At 69.1% G+C, this 20,264-nt stretch carries 14 protein-coding genes and 1 pseudogene; 9 read left to right on the top strand and 6 right to left on the bottom strand.

The genetic code is table 11. The features are described from left to right. Positions 1 to 127 (bottom strand): annotated as a pseudogene (locus tag HHL10_RS27900) (NAD(P)(+) transhydrogenase (Re/Si-specific) subunit alpha); the annotation flags it as partial. A gap of 1,497 nt (positions 128 to 1,624) precedes the next feature. On the opposite strand from HHL10_RS27900, the gene HHL10_RS27895 reads away from it, so the two are divergent. The 4 genes from HHL10_RS27895 to HHL10_RS27880 are packed head-to-tail and all read left to right on the top strand — an operon-like array spanning position 1,625 to position 8,116. Continuing rightward, entirely contained in the window at positions 1,625 to 2,461 is an 837-nt protein-coding gene (locus tag HHL10_RS27895; RefSeq protein WP_169163692.1) for a M15 family metallopeptidase, read from the top strand. 54 nt (positions 2,462 to 2,515) lie between these two features. Further along, positions 2,516 to 6,307 (top strand): type VI secretion system membrane subunit TssM, encoded by a 3,792-nt coding sequence (gene tssM / locus HHL10_RS27890; RefSeq protein WP_235971842.1) that lies wholly within the window; start codon positions 2,516 to 2,518, stop codon positions 6,305 to 6,307. Then, on the top strand, positions 6,304 to 7,290 hold the full coding sequence (gene tagF / locus HHL10_RS27885) for a type VI secretion system-associated protein TagF (RefSeq protein ID WP_169163690.1): 987 nt from the start codon (positions 6,304 to 6,306) through the stop codon (positions 7,288 to 7,290). The genes tssM and tagF overlap by 4 nt, the downstream gene beginning before the upstream one ends. 4 nt (positions 7,291 to 7,294) lie before the next feature. Beyond that, entirely contained in the window at positions 7,295 to 8,116 is an 822-nt protein-coding gene (locus tag HHL10_RS27880; protein WP_169163689.1) for an OmpA family protein, read from the top strand. Between the two features lie 10 nt (positions 8,117 to 8,126). Here HHL10_RS27880 and tssA read toward each other — a convergent pair whose 3' ends face one another. From tssA to HHL10_RS27865, 3 genes are all read right to left on the bottom strand, one after another. After that, the gene (tssA, locus tag HHL10_RS27875; RefSeq protein WP_169163688.1) at positions 8,127 to 9,206 is read right to left on the bottom strand and encodes a type VI secretion system protein TssA; all 1,080 of its coding nucleotides are present in this window, start codon (positions 9,204 to 9,206) and stop codon (positions 8,127 to 8,129) included. Positions 9,207 to 9,387: 181 nt separating this feature from the next. Then, positions 9,388 to 10,296 (bottom strand): dienelactone hydrolase family protein, encoded by a 909-nt coding sequence (locus tag HHL10_RS27870; RefSeq protein WP_169163687.1) that lies wholly within the window; start codon positions 10,294 to 10,296, stop codon positions 9,388 to 9,390. A gap of 72 nt (positions 10,297 to 10,368) precedes the next feature. Further along, positions 10,369 to 11,799, bottom strand: a complete 1,431-nt coding sequence (locus HHL10_RS27865) for a replication initiation protein (RefSeq protein ID WP_169163686.1) — start codon at positions 11,797 to 11,799, stop codon at positions 10,369 to 10,371. Between the two features lie 1,071 nt (positions 11,800 to 12,870). Between HHL10_RS27865 and HHL10_RS27860 the strand changes: the two genes are divergently transcribed. Both HHL10_RS27860 and HHL10_RS27855 read left to right on the top strand, forming a co-directional pair. Continuing rightward, positions 12,871 to 14,151: a ParA family protein gene (locus tag HHL10_RS27860; protein WP_169163685.1), complete on the top strand. Its 1,281-nt coding sequence runs from the start codon at positions 12,871 to 12,873 to the stop codon at positions 14,149 to 14,151. A gap of 13 nt (positions 14,152 to 14,164) precedes the next feature. Then, complete coding sequence (locus HHL10_RS27855) at positions 14,165 to 15,142, top strand: ParB/RepB/Spo0J family partition protein (RefSeq protein WP_169163684.1); 978 nt, start codon at positions 14,165 to 14,167, stop codon at positions 15,140 to 15,142. A gap of 426 nt (positions 15,143 to 15,568) precedes the next feature. Here the strand turns inward: HHL10_RS27855 and HHL10_RS27850 are convergent, their stop codons facing one another. Then, on the bottom strand, positions 15,569 to 16,414 hold the full coding sequence (locus tag HHL10_RS27850; protein ID WP_169163683.1) for a hypothetical protein: 846 nt from the start codon (positions 16,412 to 16,414) through the stop codon (positions 15,569 to 15,571). A gap of 104 nt (positions 16,415 to 16,518) precedes the next feature. On the opposite strand from HHL10_RS27850, the gene serA reads away from it, so the two are divergent. From serA to HHL10_RS27835, 3 genes are all read left to right on the top strand, one after another. Then, positions 16,519 to 17,751, top strand: coding sequence for a phosphoglycerate dehydrogenase (serA, locus tag HHL10_RS27845; protein ID WP_169163693.1), 1,233 nt, complete (start codon positions 16,519 to 16,521; stop codon positions 17,749 to 17,751). 567 nt (positions 17,752 to 18,318) lie between these two features. After that, complete coding sequence (locus HHL10_RS27840) at positions 18,319 to 19,254, top strand: NADP-dependent oxidoreductase (protein ID WP_169163682.1); 936 nt, start codon at positions 18,319 to 18,321, stop codon at positions 19,252 to 19,254. Between the two features lie 169 nt (positions 19,255 to 19,423). Continuing rightward, positions 19,424 to 19,756, top strand: a complete 333-nt coding sequence (locus tag HHL10_RS27835; protein WP_169163681.1) for a hypothetical protein — start codon at positions 19,424 to 19,426, stop codon at positions 19,754 to 19,756. 36 nt (positions 19,757 to 19,792) lie between these two features. Here HHL10_RS27835 and HHL10_RS27830 read toward each other — a convergent pair whose 3' ends face one another. Beyond that, on the bottom strand, positions 19,793 to 20,080 hold the full coding sequence (locus HHL10_RS27830) for a hypothetical protein (protein WP_169163680.1): 288 nt from the start codon (positions 20,078 to 20,080) through the stop codon (positions 19,793 to 19,795). Positions 20,081 to 20,264 lie beyond the last annotated feature (184 nt).

Genomic DNA, 20,264 nt, shown 5'->3' with positions numbered 1-20,264 from the left:
CCTTGAGGCCGGCGCCGGACTGCACGAAGAGCTGGTGGCCCTGGCTCTTGAGCTTCTTCGCGGTCTCGGGCGTGACCGCCACCCGCGTTTCTCCGGCCGCCGTCTCCAGCGGGACTCCGATCAACATATGTCACTCCTGGCAGGCACGCCCTCCCGGGCCTTGCCTTTGCAAAATGAATGGTTGCGCCCATGACCAATGGGCCTTGCCGGCTTCAGTTCACGAGCTGCCGCGCCATCGAGGCCTGGAGACGGCTTGCCATCGATTGAACATGGGTAGCTCCTGGTTGGATGGACAACTGCTCCCACCTCCGCAATGCCTGTGCCAAGTCGGTATTCCGACTGATGCGTGAAGGGATGATTGGGGTTGGCACGGTGGGCGGCTCCGCCACCGGTTCTTCAGTCCAGCCTGTTGGCACTGAAGCTGCTCAACAATGGAACAGGGTTGCAGCCAACTGGTACAGGCCCATGCCGCGCTCCCTGCCCTCGCATCACGCCAAAGGATTGAGCGTTGCGACTCGCGTGCGGTGGAGCGGCGCCGTGTGCCTCGGCTGGGTTGAGAAAGCAACACCGGGCAGGTGGAGCCAACACGTTTCTGGAATCAGCGCCGCAACGTCGGCAAGACCAATGCCGCAGGCGGATACCGCTCATGCCAGACCATGATCGCTTCCAACAGTTCCGCCTCAGCCTCGTTGACCGAGGCTGCAGTTGGAGCCGGCGGGGATGCGTCCGGTGGTGGCATCGCCGCTGCCGTCACTGCCGGACGTGCTGGCACATCCATGCGTGGTGTCGCGGCAAGGAACTGCGTGGCAGCGCTTGCATCAATGGCCACCACAGGGCTCGGCCTGACCATGGCCCCGGGCGGTGTCGGCACGGCCCGAGCGGGAGCATCTGAGTCCATGCGGGCGGCCTGCATTGACGTCGAGGCGACCGGGCCGACAGGCCAGGGAAGCGGCCTACCTCCAGCGCCAGCCCGATCGCGGTCCTCCGTCGGCAGTGTTTCGATGCGGGCGGGCCCTTGGACTGGTCGGCTGCCGTAGGCGGCATCTGCGGCAACTGCGGGCGCGGCTCTGTCCTGCACCAAGCCCAGTCCAGGAGCCGGCCCCTGCGGCACCGACGCGGCCGGTGTCGAAGCAAAGGCCTCCGTGCCCCGTGGCCTGACCCAGTTCCAAGCCAGGGCCGTCACAGCGACCACCACGCACAGCGCCAGACCCCCGCGTCGTCGCCAGCCCGGCCGTCTGCTCTTCCCTGGCTTCGCTGCACGCGCCATTGAGTCCGGCGCCTGGCCCAGGGTGGCGAGCCAGCGCACGGCGGGGGGAGCGGTTCGACGTGAACCGGTTGCAGCTTCACCCAACAGGCTGGGACGTCCGGAAAGCGCTTGCTTGACCGTTTTCTGCCTGGGCTCCATGCCGGCTCCTCGGGATGCCTGATTGAACGCTGCGGCCAGTCTTTCCAGCCGAATCCGGCACGCCAAACGGGCATTCACCTGCCACCCCACATCCCGGGGTACATCCGGGCCGCTCCTCTGGCCCTCGGAAACTATTTCAAGGGACATTTACAAATAAAACATTTACACGATGCCCATAGCCAGCAGTTGCGTGGGCGTACAGCACCGGACACCGACCTTATGCTGCTAGGTGTTTTCCTCTACCTGCTGCTGGCTGTACCGATTTCCGCACTGCTGCTGCTGGCGCCGGTGCGCGATCGTGCCTTCGCCAGCACGCGGCAATGGTGGGCACAGGGGCGCGCCACCGGGGCCGGTTGGGCACAGCGCTGCAAGCACCGCGCCCGGTGGGCCAGATCGGCGCTGCGCGCGGGCGCTGGATGGGGCGGGCGCGCGCTGCACCGGCATGCCTGGGCCCTGGGCGCGGCGCTGTGCGCGCTGGTCCTGTTCCCGCTGTGCGCCTGGACTCTGCGCAGCTGGATGCCGGTGGACAGCCGCGGCGACCCGGTATCGCGCGCGGTCGATGAGCGGGTTGCGGCGCTGCTCCACGGTGAGCAGCTCGTGCCGCCTCCGCCGCTGCCTCCCGCCGTGTTCATGACACCGGAAGTCGAGCAGTGGCGACCCATGGCGCGCCACGCGAGCCGGCAGTGGGAACTGCTGGACCCGGCCTTTTCCCAACGCCTGCTGCTGGTCTTCAAGCTGATGCGCGAGCGCCATGGCTACGACATGGTGCTCGTGGAGGGCTACCGCAGCCCGCAGCGGCAGGCGGCGCTGGCTGCCCTGGGTCCGTCGGTGACGCGCGCGGGCCCGTACGAGAGCTACCACCAGCATGGACTGGCCGCGGACTGTGCCTTCCTGCGTGCCGGCAAGGTGGTGATTTCCGAGCGCGATCCCTGGGCCATGAAAGGCTACGCGCTGTATGGCGAGGTGGCCCGCTCCCTGGGCCTGACCTGGGGCGGCGACTGGCGCTCGCTGAAGGACTACGGCCATGTCGAATGGCGCCGCGGCAACGGCCGCTGATTCCCTGATCCTCACGATGGAGCCCAAGTGATGAAACGGTTCCTGCAGTTGCTGTTGGACGCACGCACTCTGGGCGTGCTGGGCGTGGCGCTGTTGCTCGCCCTCGTGTTCGCCAGCCCCTTGGCAGCGCAGGTCAAGCTGCTGGTGGCCGTGGCGGTACTCGGGCTGCCGGCCCTGGTTGTACTGGGCCGGTGGCTCATGCAGCTTTGGCGCGGACGCCGCTCCGCGAAGCGCCTGGAGCACGCCCTCGACGAGGACCTGGAGCGGGCGGTGCGCAGCGACACCACCGACAGCGCCTCGCAAACGAAGGAGTTGCGCGAGCAACTGCTGGGAGCCATCAAGAGGATCAAGAGCTCCAAGCTGGGCCAGTGCAGCGGCCAGGCTGCGTTGTACGAGCTGCCCTGGTACATGGTCATCGGCCACCCCTCTGCGGGCAAGAGCACGGCGGTGGTGCAGTCGGGGCTGACGTTTCCCTTTCCCCATGGCAAGGACAACATCCTTCGCGGCATCGGAGGAACACGCAACTGCGACTGGTTCTTCACCAGCGAAGGCATCCTGCTCGACACCGCCGGCCGCTATGCGATGGAGCAGGAACACCGCACGGAGTGGATGAGCTTCCTGGCGATGCTCAAGCAGCACCGGCCCAGGGCGCCGATCAACGGCATCGTGGTCGCGGCCAGCGTGGCGATGTTGCGTGACGCCACGCCGGACGCCGTGATCTCGCTTGGGCGCGAGTTGCGCGCGCGGGTGCAGGAGCTCACCGATGCACTGGAAGTGTTTGCGCCCGTGTACCTGCTTTTCACCAAGGCGGACCTCATCCCCGGCTTCGCCGACTTCTTTGCCGATCGCGATGCGCATGAGCGGGAGCAGGTCTGGGGCGCCACCCTGCCCTACCACACCGGCGGCAGCGACGCGGTGGCCCAGTTCGACCGCCACTTCCGCGAGCTGCAGGATGGGCTCAAGGAAGCGGCCTTGGTCCGCATGGGACTGCATCGGGGCCAGGCGCTGCCGCCGGCGGTGCTGGCTTTTCCGCTGGAATTCGCGGTGCTGCAGCCGGCGCTGCGCAGCTTCATCGCGACGCTGTTCGACGAGAACCCTTACCAGTTCCGGCCGGTGTTCCGCGGCTTCTATTTCACCAGCGCGGTGCAGCCTGCCGAAACACACAGCCCGGACCGCAACGGCGTGGCCCAGCGCTTTGCGCTGACGCGTCCCGGCGAACAGCCGCCGGCCCCGGCAGCCACCGAGCAGGGCTACTTTCTCAAAGGCCTCTTCTCCAAGGTCATTTTTGCCGACCGTCACCTGGTGCGGCAGCACACCAGCCGTGCCAAGCAGCGCCTGCGGACCCTGAGCTACGCTGGCGGGGTATTGACGCTGGCCCTGCTGCTGGCCGGATGGAGCTGGTCGTACGTGGGCAACCGCCAGCTGGTGGCCAGCGTGCAGGCCGACCTGGAAAAGGCCAGGCAGTTGCAGGCGGATCGCGTGGACCTCGCCTCGCGCCTTGAGGCGCTGGAGCTGCTGCAGAACCGGCTTGAGGAGCTGGCGGCGTGGCGCGAGCAGCGGCCCTGGTCTCTGGGGCTGGGCCTGGACCAGGGCGACGCGGTCGAGTTGCGGCTGCGCCAGGAGGTGTTCCAGGGTCTGCGCCGCGTGATGCTGGAGCCGGTGGCGCAGGCGCTGGAGGCTTACCTCGGCGAGGTCAACCGGCATGCGGATCAACTGCGCCCGCTGGGCCGGGCGGTTGCCGATGCGCCACCGGCGGCCATGGCGAGTGCTTCCGCGGTGGCGGGCACCGCAGCCGTGGCGGCCACGCCCTCGCGCTATGCCGAGGCCTCCGCCACCGAGGTCGAGGACGCCTACAAGGCACTCAAGACGTACCTGATGCTGGCCGAGCGCCAGCGCATGGAATCGGGCCATCTCACCGACCAGATCACGCGCTTCTGGCGCGGCTGGCTGGACGACAACCGCGGCACCATGCCCCGCGAGCAGCTCATGCGCAGCGCCGAGCGCCTCATCACCTTTTCGATGGCGCACCTGCAGGACCCGCTCTTTCCCGTCATCGGCAACAACTTTGGCCTGGTGGACCAGACGCGCGAGAACCTGCGCCGCGTCGTGCAGGGCACGCCGGCCATCGAGCGCGTGTATGCCGACATGAAGGCACGCGCGTCCACGCGCTACGCGCCCATGACGGTGGCGCGCATCGTGGGCGAGCGGGACAAGGCCCTGGTGGCCGGCAGCCAGGTCGTGTCGGGCGCCTTCACGCGCGAGGCCTGGCAGGGCTACATCAAGGCGGCCATCACCGAGGCCGCCCACAACGAGCTGCAAAGCGTCGACTGGGTGCTCAAGACCTCGACCCGCGACGATCTGTCGCTGCAGGGCAGCCCGGAGCAGATCCACAAGACGCTGACCGAGCGCTACAAGAGCGAGTACGTGCGCGAGTGGCAGCGTTTCATGCAAGGGGTGGCGGTGGCGGATTTCGCCAGCTTCGAAGCCGCCGTGGAGCACATGAACCGGCTCGGCGACCCGGCGGAGTCGCCGCTCCGCAAGCTGCTGGCCACCCTTTTCGAACAGACCTCCTGGGACAACCCCAGCCTGCTTGACGAGCAGGCGGCGCAGGCGCGTGAAGGCGTCCTCGACTGGGTCAAGCACTCGCTGCAACGCCTGTCATCCGCGCCGGTGGATGTGAAGGTGGGCACAGGTGACGCCGGTCCGGGCGAGGGCGGCCGGACCATGGGAGCGGTGGGCCGCGAGTTCAGCGCGGTGGCACGGCTGCTGGCCGCGCGTGAGGGCGGCAGCTCCTTGCAGGACAGCTACTTCCAGCAGCTCGGCCGCCTGCGCAGCCGCTTCAACACGATGAAGAACCAGGGCGATGCCGGCCCGCCCACGCGCCAGTTGATGGCAGCCACCTTCGAAGGCCAGGCTTCGGAGCTGTCCGAGGCACTGCGCTTCGTCGAGGAGCAGATGCTCACCGGCGCCAGCGACAGCGCCAAGGCGACGCTCAAGCCGCTGCTGGTTCGACCTCTGATCCAGGCGTTCGCGGTGCTCGTCGTGCCGGCGGAGGACGAGCTCAACCGGCTGTGGACGGCCCAGGTGCTGCAACCCTTCCAGCAGACGCTGGCGAGCAAATACCCGTTCGATGCGGCGTCCAGAGTGGAGGCCGCGCCGGCCGAGATCGCGCGCGTGTTCGGGCCGACGGGGACGGTGGCGCGCTTCGCCACCGAAGTGCTGGGCCCCCTGGTGACACGCCGCGGCGACGAGATATCGCCTCGCCACTGGGCTCAGCTGGGTCTGCGGCTGCGCCCGGCATTCGTAGAGGGTCTGCCGCTGTGGGTGGCGGCGCTGGACGGCGCGGCCAGTGCAGCGCCGCCCGGCGCCGGGGTGGCCGCCGCAGCCCAGCTCAGCTTCCAGTTGCGACCGATGGGCGCGCCGGGCTTCATCGAGTACACGGTGGAGATTGACGGCCAGACACTGCGCTACCGCAACGGCGAAGCCACCTGGTCCGGCTTCGTGTGGCCCAACACCACCCACACTCCGGGCGTGCGCATCAGCGGCATCGCGCTCGACGGTCGCGCGGTGGAGCTGTTCAACGCCCCGGGCGCCTATGGCTTCGAGCGCCTGATCGACGCGGCACAAGTGAGGAAGCTGCCCGACGGCGTGCGCGAATTGAGCTGGGGCGAGGGAGCGCAAGCCATCGCGTTGCAGTACCGGGCCATCACCAGCCCCGGCCCGGTGACGCCCAGCCGCAGCGGCGGTGGCCTGCGCGGGCTGTCGCTGCCCACACTGGTGGCGGGTGAGGAACGGCCGGCGGCAACCGGCGTGGCGACGCTGCCCGCCCCGGGAGCAGCCCAGTGAGCCGCCCCGCGGCCCTCGCGCTGTGCTGGTTCGGCAAGGTGCGCTCGCGCGGCGACTTCGTGCGCAGCACGCACCAGGGCGTGCTCACCCAGTTGCTGGACCAATGGTTGAGCCAGGGACTGGAGCGGCTGGCGGAAGACGCTCGCTGGAAACAGCTCTACGACCGCATGCCATCCGCGCATTTCGCCGTCCTGGGCACGCGCGGCCGCCTGGCCCTGGCCGGCCACCTGATGCCGAGCATGGATGCCTCGGGCCGGCGCTTTCCCTTCGTCACCCTGGCGTCCCTCGACACGGGTGGCCCGGCCTTCGTGGCACAAGCCCCCTTGGCGTTGAGCCGGCCGTGGCAACGGTTGGGGACGATCGCCAGCCGCGCCTGCGCAGCCGAAGACGTGGCCAAGGTGCTCGACGACGCAGCCCGCACACCCGTGGAGTTCGAGGACCCGCTCGACACCTGGGCCACGGCGCGCCATGACTTTCTGGCCACGCAGACCCTGGGAAGCTTGCAAGGGCTGCTGCGCCGGTCGCATCCCGCCTTCGATCTGCGCCGTGCGCTGCTCGCGCTGGGGCTGCTGCTGCAGCCGGTGCCGGCCAGCGGGGTATCGCGCCTCGACAAGGGCTTGCGGCTGCCGCTGCCCGAGCCTGGACCGCTGGCGGACGCCGTGGGCGCGTTGTGGCTCGAGCTCATCACCCCCTTTCTGGCGCGCGGCAACTTCGAGCTGGTGCTGTTGGTGCCGCGCGCGCAGCCGCCGGCAGCTGCCTCGTTGGTCGTGGGCTTTGCCGGGCCCTCGCCAACCCTGCTGCAAGCGCTGTTCGATCCCGGCCGCTCGGCCGATGCCTTCATCGAGCTGCAGGCGCCGCAGTGGATCGATGCGCATCCCGAGATGGACGGCGCCATGCGAAAGCTCAACGTCTACCTGCACCAGGACGCGCTGTCGCTGCAGCTGGCCGTGGCGTCTTTCAAGGCCTGTTTTCATGGAGCGTAGTGCCATGCCTCACTTGCCTGCCCTGCCCTCTGGCCGCGGCGTCCTGCGCGCCGCCGTGTTGGCGACGCTCTGCGTCGCCGGCGGCCTGCCCTGCCGTGCGCAGTCTCAGACGCCCTCTCTCTCGGCCACAGCGGGTAAGGTCGTGGTGTCGGGCGCGGTGCCGGACGAGGCCACCCGCGCCGCCATCCTTGCCCGGGTGCGTGAGCTCTACGGCGCCGAGCGTGTGGTGGACCAGCTCGGCATCGACCAGCTGGTGGCGCCACCCAACTGGGCCCAGCACGTGCAGCGGGTGCTGACCCCGGAGTTGAAACAGGTGACGCAGGGGCGGCTGCGCATCAACGGCAACGTGGTGGAAGTCATGGGCCACACCGAGAGCGAGACGGCGCACCAGCAGCTCATCCGCCAGATGGTCATGCGCCTGGACAACCCGACCTACACCGTGCGCGACGGGCTGCGCGTGCAAGCGCCAGCGCAGCAATTGCTCGATGCAGCGCTGGCGCAGCGCACCGTCGAGTTCGAGCCCGGCAATGCCACGCTGACGCCCGTGGGCGTGAAAGTGCTGGACGACCTGCTGCCGCTGCTGCGCCAGTTCGCCGGCCGGCGCTTCGAAGTGGTGGGCCACACCGACGACCGCGGCGCGCGCGCGGCCAACCTGCAGCTCTCGGCGGCGCGGGCCGAGGCGGTCAAGGCCTACTTGGTGGCCCGCGGGATTGCAGCGACCGACATCCAGACCTCCGGCGCCGGCCCGGACCGGCCGGTGGCGGACAACCAAAGCCCCGAAGGCCGGGCGCGCAACCGGCGCATCGAGTTCCGCGTGCTGGCCTGAAGACGCAGTGTCAGCCGCGCAGCTCGCGCGGTTCCACGCCGAGCAGGTCCTCGAAGGACGCCAGCGCGGCGCCATCCTTCACCACGGCGCGCAGCCACTCGTGCAGCGGCATCTCGCCCCAGCGGGCCGCCTTGTCGGCCAGGTAGGCCACGGGGCTGTGCGGCTCGGCCTGGCGGAAGTAGTCGGCCACCAGGCGCAGTTGCTGCAGCGCCTGTGCGCGGGATCGGATGGCGCCTCCGGTCGAAACTTCCGGCACCGCCGCCGGGCCAGCGCCCGGGGCCGTGGCTTCTTCGGCCTCCGCAACTGTCGTGGCCTGCACCGGTGACGCCACACCGGCATCGCGTCCCAGCCGCTCCCAGGTCTGTGCCACATGCTCCAGCGCCGCGCGTGCCGCGGCGAAGGAAGGCCCGTCGTCCGGCAGTTGGGTATCGACCGCGGTTTGCAGGCGCAGCAGGGCGCTCCGGGTCGCGGCGATCGTCTCGCGCCGCGCCTCGAAGCCGGCACGGCCGCCGGCCCCGACAGTGCGCAGCACGGCCTCCAGGGTCAGCACCGGCGTGTCGGAGCACCCCTGCGGTGCGGCCTCCTCGACGCCGGGTTCCAAGCCGCTCTTGCGCTGCCGTGCCGCCTCGATCTCCACCAGGCTCAGGCGCTGGCCTGCGCCCTCGACCAGCGTGATCTGGCCGGCCAGGTTCTTCACGCCCGTGGCCAGCCAGGCCAGGCAGCCGATACGCTGCTCCTGGTCGTCGCCGTCGGCCAGCGGGTGCAGCGTGGGCCAGTAGCGCTCGATCAGCGCGGCGGTGAGCTCCAGCCCCTGCGCCAGCCCGGCGAAGCCGCGCAGGCGCGCCCAGGCGTCGGTGAGCCAACCGGCGACGGCCAGATCCTTAGAGGTGGTGCGCAGCAGCGTCTCGCAGGCGCGCGCCACGCCGGCCCAGTCGGCGGTCTTCAACGGCGCGACCCATTCGCCCTGGGCCAGCGAGGGGTCGTCCTCGCGGCGCATCTCGCGGATGGCGTCGATTTCGGGTGAAAAGGACAGGTCGGCGCCGCAAGGCTGCTCAGGCGACAGGGAAGCGATGAAGGGTTCGAGATCCATCGGCGGGAAGAGGCGGGTTGGGATGTGAGCCGACCATGGCCGGCCCCATGCATCACACCGGCATCGACCCCGCGTCCGCAATAGCCGGTTTCCCGAGCGCCGAGCGCCGAGCGCAGCTGCAGCCCTGCGCTCCTGGACGCTTCGCGACACACCTTCACCCGACAGCGGCGCGCCGTGGGTTTCACGTGCGCAGCGTCCGGTTGAACAACGCCAGGGTGCGGCTCCAGGCTCGGCGCGCCGCCGCCTCGTCGTAGCGCGGCGTGGTGTCGTTGTGGAAGCCGTGCTGCGTGCCGGCGTACTTGAAGGCCTCGTAGCGTACGCCGGCTTGCTTCAGGGCCTCCTCGTACGGCGGCCAGGTTGCATTGACTCGCTCGTCGTTGTCGGCGAAGACCAGCAGCATCTGCGCCTTGATCCGGGCCGCTTGGTCCAGCGCCGGCGCGGGACCGTAGAAGGGCACGGCCGCAGCCAGATCCGGCATGCGCGTGGCCAGCATGTTGACCGTACCGCCGCCCCAGCAGAAGCCCACGGCGCCCAGACGCCCGTTGCCGCCGGCGGCATTGCGCGCCCAGCCGGCGGCGGCCACGAAGTCCTCGCGCGTCTTGGCGGCATCGAGCTGTGCGAAGCGCTCGCGCGCCTTGTCCTCGTCGCCCGGATAGCCGCCCAGCGGGAACAGCGCGTCCGGCGCCACGGCCATGAAGCCCTCCAGCGCCAGGCGGCGGGCAATGTCCTCGATATGCGGATTGAGACCGCGGTTCTCATGCGCCACCAGCACCACCGGCAGCGGGCCCCGCGCCCGCGCCGGGCGCACCACGTACGCCCGCGCCTTGCCGTAGCCGGCCGGCGAATCGATCTCGACGAAGTCGGCCTTGAGGCGCGGGTCCGTCGGCACGACCTTCTGCGCGCGCGCGAAATCCGGGCTCAATGCCGCCAGCAGGCCGGCCGCGGTGGTGCCGCCAGCCACCGCATAGCGCGTGGCCCGGTCGAGAAACATGCGGCGGTCGATGCCGCCGTGCACGTACTGGTCGAACAGGCGCAGGACCTCGGGATGGAAGTCGGCAGCGGTCTGGCGCGGAGCTTTGGGATCGGTCATGGCGGACATGTACCTCGTGCTGAAGGAGCGCCCGTTGTACCGCCAGCGCGCGGCCGGCACCTGCCGCGTCCGCTACAGGCGCCCTTCCTCGGCCCACACCGGCGCCAGCCACTTGGAGAAGTACACCAGCGCCGAGGTGCCCAGCTTCGCGTTGGGATTGAGCTGGCGCGCCTTCATGAAGTCGCGCCAGATGCGCACCTCGGGCAGCCGTCCGTAGTCCGGGCTCGCGGCCAGCGGCGACTGGGGGCCGACCCGCTGCGCCTCATAGCGGGCGTACCAGTGCTGCTTCTGCGCCTCGGGCAGCGTCAGGAACAGGTCCTTGGCCGCCATCCACAGCTCCTGGGCATGGGGCGGTGCTGTGGCCGGCGTGCGCGCAGGCCCTGTCGCAGGTGCCGGGACCACCGGTGCAGCCGGCGGTGCGGTCACCGCGGCGGGTGCGGAAGCGGGTGGCGTGGCGCGCTCGCGGCGTGCCGCGGCCGGCTTGGGCGCGGCGTCCGGCACATCGGGAAACTCCCCGCTGAAGACGCCGCTCTCCAGCCCCTGCGCCACCACCGTGTGCAGATAGGCCGGGACGCTCTTGACGTCGCCGAGCTGCTCGCTCTTCTGCAGGCGCCGCTCCACGGTCTCGATGACCTTGATGCGGTCGCCGGGACCAAGCTTCTCCAGCAGCCTGGCGGCCTCGGTGCCCGGCACGCCCCACTGCGCCAGGCGATCGAGCTGCCACTGCTCCAGGTCCACCGGCGCGGCCAGGGCCTTGCGGTTGGCCTTGACGACGAACTGCAAGTCGGTGGTGAAGCGCCCGGCCTTGGCGACGTGGTAATCGATGGTGAACTTGTCCTGCTCCTTGTTCACCTCGCGCACGGCCGGATCGAGCACGTCGCGCTTGAAGTACTTCCACTCCGGCGACTTGCCCTTGCCGCTCTTGTCGTCGCGGCTGCGGCTGGTGAGGATGTGATGCCACTCCGTCCAGTGCAGCCGGGCCGAGAGCCCGTTCGGGCTGGAAAGATAGCGTTCGCCGATCTCGTACAGCACCAACCCGCCCACGGTACGGAAGCGCCGCTGGATCTCCAGCGAGATCAGTGAGTAGACCTCGGGCTTGAGGATGTAGGGCCGCACCGCCGGGTGGAAATCGAACACCAGCGTGGGGCCCTCGCCCGCCTTCTTGCGGATGGAGGCGTAGCTCAGCAGTGTCGCGCTCTCCCAGCGGTAGGACTCCCGGGAGAAGTTCTTGGGGCTGTCACCCCAGTTCACCGCGATGGTCTGCAGCTCGGTGAGCGTGGAGGCCAGCACCTCCATGTTCTTGCTGTCGAAGCCGGCCAGCTTCTTCAGCACCGCCACCGGCATCTCGTACATGTTCTCGGCGTTGGGACTGTGCAGCTGCGCGTGCTTGACCAGGCAGTTCCAGAAGCGACGGCCCAGCAGCGTGGCCTTGCCCTTCGTCACCCGCAGCGCGATGGTTTCCACCGGCTTGACCACCATGCCGCCGCGCGGCGTCGGTGGCACGGAGAGCGTCGGTGCCGCCGCCTTGCGTGAGTTGGGCGGGCTCTCCTGGGCGCCGGCTGCGCGCCTGCGGCCCGGGCTCTTCAGGGGCAGTTCGGCTTGCGATGGTCCAGGCGTTTTCAAGACAGCTCCACGACGGGGAGCCGGACTGTGCTCGATAAGTGCGCTCGGGTCAACAGCGCTCACCTGAGGCGAAGTGGAGGGCCGGGAAGTTGTTCACTTGGTTTCGTCACCGCGATCGGTCGCTTGATGAGCTTGAAGAATCAGAGTTGAGTGCTTGAGGATTGATGCGCGCGCAAGTAGTTGATGAGCCTTGCTTTTTTCGATTTCAGGTGAGCGGCTTTGGGGCCTTGGGTGAGCCGTTTTGGGTCTGTGGGTGAGTGGATATGGACGTCTGGCCTGCTGGAGGTGAGCGCTTTTGGGCGGTCGGGTGAGTGGATATGTCCTTGGCGCGCGCAACCAGGCCGCTGCTGCCCCGTCCCGCTCGGCAGTGGCGCCCGCGGCAGGCGGCTTTTAGCAGGTTCGGTTCATAGCGCCGTCGTTGCCGTTCACGACGGCAACCCGGGTGCATTTCGGGTGAGCCTTTTTGGGCTCCGCGGCGCTGTCGGCTAGCACATTCCCGGGTGAGCTGTTTTGGGGCGGCGGGTCGCGTGTCGCGGACGCGCCCAGGTGAGCTTTTTTGGGATGGGTTGCAACGCGCCTCGAACGCTTGAAGTGAGCTTTCCTGGGGCCGGCATCCGGCAGTCAGGTGAGCTTTCTTGGGGTGGTCAGGACACCGTGCGGGCGCCGCCGCAAGGTTTGCCGACCGCCTTCTCCCCGCCTCCCGGCCAGAGAGGTGGTCCCCCGGGCGTCTGCAGCGCCGTGGCCAGCGCACGGGTGAGCTTTTTTGGGTCTGGCGGGCGCGTTGGGACCGCCTCCGGCCGAATTTCACCCGCATTGAAGTTGAAGTAACCGACGATTTGGTGGTTTCACCAAAATCACGGTTGATTTGTTGCTTCGTAGTGCAGTGCGGGTTCGAGGGGTAGGCGTGTGCTTTACAGTGCAGCCCGTCAATCGAACCCCTGGAGGAAAGACATGGAAGTGGCCAACGAACGGGCGGTGCAGCGGCAGCCCAAGGACGCGGTGGCGACGGCGAGCTCGGTGTCGATGGAAGACCTGCAGCAGCTGGGCGAGCGGGTCACGGACCTGAACGAGCGCATCAAGCAGGTGATCTTCCGGCCCGAGGGCATGAAGGCGCCGCCGGTGTTCAATGCGGCCCAGGTGGCGGCGCTGTGCGGGCAGTCCTACGAGAAGTTCAAGCGCCTGCTGCAGCGTGCCGAGGAGCGAGGCCTGCCCACAGGCGCGGGCAAGAAGCCGGTGAGCGATGAGCGCGCGGCCTCGCGCAACCGCATGTTCTCGTTGGAGGATGCCCGCGCCTGGGTGCGGGCCGAGGGTTCGATGTACCACCGCGCCGAAGGGCAGATGGGCGCCGTCATCACGGTGGGCAACTTCAAGGGCGGCGTGGGCAAGACCGTGCTGAGCATGTCGCTGGCACAGGGCCTGTCGCTGCGCGGCTACAAGGTGCTGTGCATCGACTACGACCCGCAGGGTTCGCTCACTTCCCTGTTCGGCCTGACGCCCACGGACTTCGACGCCGAGGAAACCGTGATGCCGCTGATGCTGCCGCGCGACCGCGAGGGCGCGCGCTCCACGCTGCAGGAGTCGATCAAGCCCAGCTACTGGGACGGCATCGACCTGGTGCCGGGCAATTCCTCGCTGTTCGCGGGCGAGTTCTTCCTGCCCATCCGCCAGCAGGCCGCGATGATGAAGAACTCGGCGGAGCCCAACTTCCTGTTCCTGGAGGTGCTGGAGAACGCGCTGCGCCTGGGTCCGCGCGACGAGTACGACTTCATCATCATCGATACCCCGCCGGCGCTGTCGTACCTGACCATGACCACCTACTGGGCTGCCGATGCGCTGCTGGTGCCGCTGCCGCCCGAAGGCCTGGACTTCACCAGCTCGGGCCAGTTCTTCTCGATGATGGCCGAACTGGCCGGCACCGACCGCGGGCTGGCCAGCAAGGTCTACTCGTGGATTGGCGTCGTGCCGAGCAAGGTGGACAACACCAAGCTGCACACCAAGGAGATCCTGAAGTGGATGCAGGACGGCTTCGGCCGCCACCTGCTGAACCTGGAAATCCCGGAGACCGCGGCGGTACGCGTCGGCGGCATGAGCCTCAATACCGTGTACGACATCTCCAAGTACGTGGGCAGCCAGAAGACGCTGCTGCGCGCCCGCGACGCCTACGACAAGGCCGTGGACCTGGTGGAGCACATGACGCGCAGCACGCTGTGGCGCCTGCCGGCCCAGGCCTGAACGGGAGCACAACATGGCATCGGGCAAATCCCTGCTGAGCGAGCTGACCTCGCAGATCCTTTCCAAGCCGGCCGATCCGGCGCCACGGCGCAACCGCAGCGTGTCGGCGCCGATTGCGCTGCTGCGCGAGGTCGAAGAGCACGTCGAGCGCGGTACGCCGCTGCAACTGCGGCTCGACCAAATCGATGAGGGCCCTTACCACGTCGGCGCGCTCGACCCGGTGCGGGTAGCGGCGCTGGCGGAGAACCTGCGCCACAACCCGCAGAGCTCGCCGGTGGTGGTGCGGCGCAAGCGCGACGGGCGCTACGAGCTCGTCGCCGGGCGGCACCGCAAGGCGGCGTTCGCGCAACTGCAGCGCGAGGAGATTGCCGCTTCCGTGGTCAACCTGTCCGACGACGAGGCCGAGCGCCTGGTCTTCTTCGACAACCTGCTGGCGCCGGCGCTCAGCGACTACGAGAAGTACCTGGGTTTCGCGCAGCGGCAGAACTCCAAGGACTGCTCCTACGCGGACCTGGCCAAGGAGTCGGGCTGGAGCAAGTCGCAGGTGGCCCGCTTCTTCTCCTTTTCGCGCCTGCCCGCGGAAGCGATCGAGCTGCTCAAGACCCGTCCGGCTGCCGTCGGCGCCAACTGCGCCGAGAAGCTGGTGGCCTTCGCCAAGGAGCATCCCGAGACGGTGACCGAGGCGGTGCGCGCCATGGTGGAAGAGCGGCTGACGCAGGACGAGGCGGTCAGGCAGGTCGCCCAGGCGGCCCAGGAGACGGTGGTCTCGTCAGCAGCCGAGGCCGCGGCTCCGGTTGCCGGGCGCGGTGCCGCGGCGCCGGCGGCCGTGGTCGGCACCCAGAAGCTGCGCGTCATGCACCAGGACCGCGTCTTCGCCATGGTTTCCGTCAAGGGCTCGCGGGTGGCCATCAAGCTGAGCGACGAGTCCGAAGCCGAGGGGGCGGTCAACGCCATCATGAATTACCTGCGGCTGCGTACCGAATCGCAGTGACGGCAAGGGCTTTTCCCGCCCAGCCTCGGTGGCCGCGGCCCCGGGGCTTTTTTCATGCTGCGCCACCGACCGGTGCCAGGGCCGGGGTTTCGTCCCTGGTAGGGACGAGGCCGTCGGCGTACCGGCGTTTCGACATGAGCGCCTCCGGCACGAGCCGGCGAACGGCAACGCGGTTTCTCCCTGGCCGGAGTTGGCGTTGCCGCAAGACGGAGGCAGCAGTCGTCCCTACTAGGGACGATCAGCCCGCCCGCAATGTCTCGGCACCGGGCCCACTGCCGCCTGCCACCGGACGGCAGCGGTATGGTTGCAGCTGGCCTTGGCCGCGGGCCGCAGCGTTGCAATCAACGAGTCAGGCCGTCCCTACTAGGGACGACGACTTCCGACCCACCGAGCCACCTGACCGCAGCCTGATGCCCGCAAGTCGCGTCACAGGCACTGGACGGTGCCACCGCCCGATCGCCCGCGTAGCGAAGCAGCCTGGATCACGTCCCGCACATACAACCAGTAGGGATGAGCCTCGGACATCCCCGGTAAGCCCAACCAGGCTGCCGGACCGAGCCGCCCGGGATGGAACCACTCGTCGACGATCGTGGCCTGCTGCTCCAGCGTCAGCCTGGGCCAGGGCGGCACCAATACCGCCGGCGGCCGGTAGACGGCATCGCCGGCCCGAGGGCCTGCCAGGAGGCGCGGCAACAGCCGCGGGAAGTAATGGCCGTGCGCCAGCTGCCAGGCATGGGTCAGCTCATGAATGAACAGCTTGCCCGGCGCAGCGTAGGTGGGCGTGCAGCAGCCGATCGGATCGTCGAAGCCGCGGCGTCCCAGATTGACCAGGATCTGCCCGCCCAGCCCGGGACAGACAAAGCAGGTACCGCCCAGGCCGCACAGGTCCGTCAGCACGATGCGGTGCGGGGCCGGCAGGCTGTTGCCGAACACCGATGCCGCCAGTGCAGATTCCCGCGCCGTCATGCGCCGATGCCGTAGGGCAATCCGACCGGCGCAGGCACCGCCCAGGACCCCCGCCAGGGCCCAGGCCGGGCCTGCCAGGGCCAGCAGGGCACCGCCCGCCAGTGCGCCCGTGATGCGCCCGGGACCATCCCACAGCCGGGCCAGGCTCTGCCCCAGCGCGGCTGCCCCGAGCCGCAGGCCGGCGACACCACGGCCAAGCCGCCCGGGTCGGGAGGGGGACCCGGGACTGGAATGGCGCTCTCGCGAAGGAGGGATGGGCATGGCGATGGCAGGGGAAGCGCCGGGGCAGGCGGGATGGCGCAGCATGCCCCATACCTGCGATGGCGTTGCCGCCAGGGCCACGGAACGAGCCTTGCTCGCGCATGGCCGTACCCGACCATCTCCACGCCGCCATGTCCGCCTCCCTACCCATGCCCGCTCGCCTGTCCATGCCCAAGGACAAGCTGAAATTCGTCCTGCTCGAAGGCATCCATCCCGGGGCGGTCGAGCTGCTGCGGCGCGACGGTTACACGCAGATCGAGACGCTGCCCAAGGCGCTGACCGGCGACGAGCTGATCGACGCCATTGCCGACGCGCATTTCCTGGGCATCCGATCGCGCACGCTGCTCACTGACGCCGTGCTGGCTCGCGCGCCCAAGCTCGCCGCCATCGGCGCCTTCTGCATCGGCACCAACCAGATCGATCTGCGCGCGGCCATGCGCCGCGGCATCCCGGTGTTCAACGCGCCCTTCTCCAACACCCGCAGCGTCGCGGAACTGGTGCTGGCCGAGATCGTGATGCTCATGCGCGGTATTCCCCACAAGAACGCGGCGCTGCATCGCCACGAATGGCTCAAGAGCGCCGAAGGCTCGTTCGAGGTGCGGGGCAAGACGCTGGGCATCATCGGCTACGGCCACATCGGCACGCAGGTGGGCGTGCTGGCCGAGCACGTGGGGATGCGCGTGGTGTTCCACGACATCGTCAGCAAGCTGTCGCTGGGCAACGCGCGCCAGCTGGCCTCGCTGGAGGAGGTGCTGGCCGCCAGCGACGTCGTCACCCTGCATGTGCCTGAAACGGCCCAGACGCAGTGGATGATCGGCGCGGCGCAGATCGCGCAGATGAAACGCGGCGCGCACCTGATCAATGCCTCGCGCGGCACGGTGGTGGACATCGAGGCGCTGAGCGCGGCGCTGGAAGCCGGCCACCTGCTCGGCGCCGCCATCGACGTCTTCCCCGAGGAGCCCAAGGGCAACGACACCTCGTTCCGCTCGCCGCTGACGCGCTTCGACAACGTGCTGCTGACGCCTCACATCGGCGGCTCCACCGCCGAGGCCCAGGCCAACATCGGCGTGGAGGTGGCCGCCAAGCTGCTGCGCTACAGCAACAACGGCTCGACGGTCAGCGCCGTCAATTTCCCGGAGGTGGCGCTGCCCGAGCACACCGGGCGCTGCCGGCTGCTGCACATCCACCGCAACGTGCCGGGCGTGATGGCCGCAGTCAACGAGCGCTTCTCCCAGGCCGGCATCAACATCGCGGCCCAATACCTGCGCACCAACGAGGAAGTGGGCTACGTCGTCATCGACGTGGAGGCCGATGCCAGCCAGGTGGCGCTGGAGCAGCTCTGCAGCGTGGAAGGCACCATCCGCTGCCGCACGCTGTACTGACCACGGCTGCCAATCGGGAAGCGCTGCCACGTCCTGAACCGCCGGCGGAAGTCTCAGCAGAGGGGAGGGCTTGCCGAATCGGCGCAGCCCGACCTCCAGGCAATCAGACAAAGCTGGGCCAGCTCCCGGGCTCCAACAAGCGCTGCTCGGGGTAAGTCAGTCGATCGAACTCGAGGCCGGCGTGTCGAGCCCCGAACCCTGTCGGCTGCCTGCGGCTTCCGAAGCCTGTGCCTGGCCTCGATGGCGTGGCGGTAAGCGGGCAAGGCCTTGCACCGCGGTTTCCTCTAAGCCTTCTTGCTGCAAGCCAGGGCGTCCGCCCGCCTTTTCCGCACCAAGGCCATCTCTCGGTATGGCCTTCAGGCCGATACACGACAGGGCGCTGCAACGCCCTGTTGCACTGAGCGTCCGGACGAGTTACGCAAAATCGGTGGAGTTAACCAAGATTTTCGTTGACAAAGATTATGGAGGATTATCTGCACTAGCTGTCGGCACACGGGCTGCTCAAGAAGCCAGCTTGCCGGCAAAGCATGGGGCCGTGCCGGGTGCCAATACCTCCAAGGAGAAGCCATGAGAGCGGTTCGCATGCATGACTACGGCGGCATCGACGTGTTGCGCGTGGAGGACGCGCCGGTGCCTGAGCCCGCGGCCGGCGAGGTGCGCGTGCGCGTGGTGGGGGCGGCGGTCAACCCGGTGGACTGGAAGATCCGGCGCGGCTATCTGCGCCAGGACATCCCGCACCGCTTCCCGCTGGTGCCGGGATGGGACGTATCCGGCGTGGTGGACGCGGTGGGCGAACAGGCGACGCGTTTCAAGGTGGGCGACGCGGTGTACTCGCGGCCGGACATCGCGCGCGACGGCACCTACGCCGAGTTCGTCGTCATCCGCGAGACGGAGCTGGCGGCCAAGCCGCGGACCATCTCGCACATCGAGGCCGCCTCGCTGCCGCTGGCCGGCATCACCGCATACCAGGCGCTGGTGGACATCGCCCAGGTGCAGCCCGGACAGCGCGTGCTGGTGCATGCCGCCGCGGGTGGCGTGGGCTCGCTGGCGGTGCAGATCGCCAAGGCCCGTGGCGCCCAGGTCATCGGCACGGCCTCGGGCGCGAATCGCGCGCTGGTCGAGTCCTTGGGCGTGGACCAGTTCGTGGACTACCGGCGCGAGGCGCTGGCGCCAGCCGTGCGCGAGGTCGATGTGGTGTTCGACACCCTGGGTGGCGACGTGCAGGAGGCCTCCTGGGCGCTGTTGAAGCCGGGCGGCGTGCTGGTGTCGGTGGTCAACCCGCCGCCGCAGAAGCGGGCACAGGCGCATGGCGTGCGCGGAGAGTTCTTGTTCATCGGCCCCAACGCCACGGTGCTGGCCGAGCTGGCGCGCATGGTGGAGGCCGGCCGGCTGCGGCCGGTGATCGGCGCGGAGTTCGCTCTGCGCGACATCGCGCGCGCCCATGAGCTCAGCGAGTCCGGCCGCGCGCGCGGCAAGATCGTGCTCTACGTGGGCACGCCCTGAAGCCGCGCCCGGGCAGCCGCTGGCAGCGCGCTGGCCGTGATCGGTTCACGGCGCTTTTTGGCGGCCCGCGCCCATGCCCGGCGGGCACAGGCGGCACTGCCGGGGAATTGATTTCGCCGTCCGGCGAAAATGCATCCTTTGTCCCCGGGACGCCACAGTCCACTCACTCATGAAACAGAACCAACCGCCCGCCGCCGAGCAGCCGGCTCCCAAGACGCCGCGCGCGCCCGAATCCTCGCTGGCCGCCGCCTTCGACCGCGTGGCCCAGAAGAGCGGCTTCGACAACTGGAAGCAGCTCGACAAGGAGCAGCCGCTGCCGACGCGCTCGTTCTCGCCCAAGCCGGCGCTCGACCCGGACGCCAAGCCCGAGCCGCCGAAGATCTCGAACAAGCACCTGGCCACCGGCGGCCAGCGTGCCGGCCAGCAGGGCACGGACGACGTGTCCTTCGCCGATTTCATGAAGGGCACGCAACCGCTGCCCTCGACGGGCAAGCGCCGCTGACCCGGACGGCGCGGGGTGCCGGCGCGGCGCCGGCGCTCACGCCGCGATGCAGGGGCGGGCCATGGCCGGCACGGCGACGGCGCGCAGGCCCTGCATCTCGTTGAGCAGGATGGCCGTGGAGATGTCCTCGAACTCCTCCACCGGCAAGCTGCGGTCAAAGACGTAGCCCCACTTGCCAAACAGCGGCTGCCAGTAGGACTCGCCCGCCGGCGTGAAGGTCAGCAGCCCCTCATCGTCGATCTCGTACTGGATCTCGGCGGGCAGGAGGCGATCGACGATCTCCGTATAGGACGGAGCCGGAGCGTCGGTCCTCGACATGGTCATGGTGCAGGTCCTTTCATGCAGGGCTGCAGTGTCGGCGCGGCAGGGTGGCCAGCTCTGCCGTCCGGCGCCGCCATGGCGCGTAGGCCATCTCCGACATGGCGTGTCAGGCGACAGCCCGCCGGCCGCGCGGACACGCCGGCGCGCGGGGCGGGACTTCCGTTTGCTTTTTGAGAGCTGCCAGGCG

This window comes from Azohydromonas caseinilytica, from assembly GCF_012927045.1.
In the GTDB taxonomy this organism is placed as follows: Bacteria; Pseudomonadota; Gammaproteobacteria; order Burkholderiales; family Burkholderiaceae_C; genus Azohydromonas; species Azohydromonas caseinilytica.
Note: the sequence above shows the minus strand (reverse complement) of the source record. Positions and strands in the feature narration are given on the sequence as shown.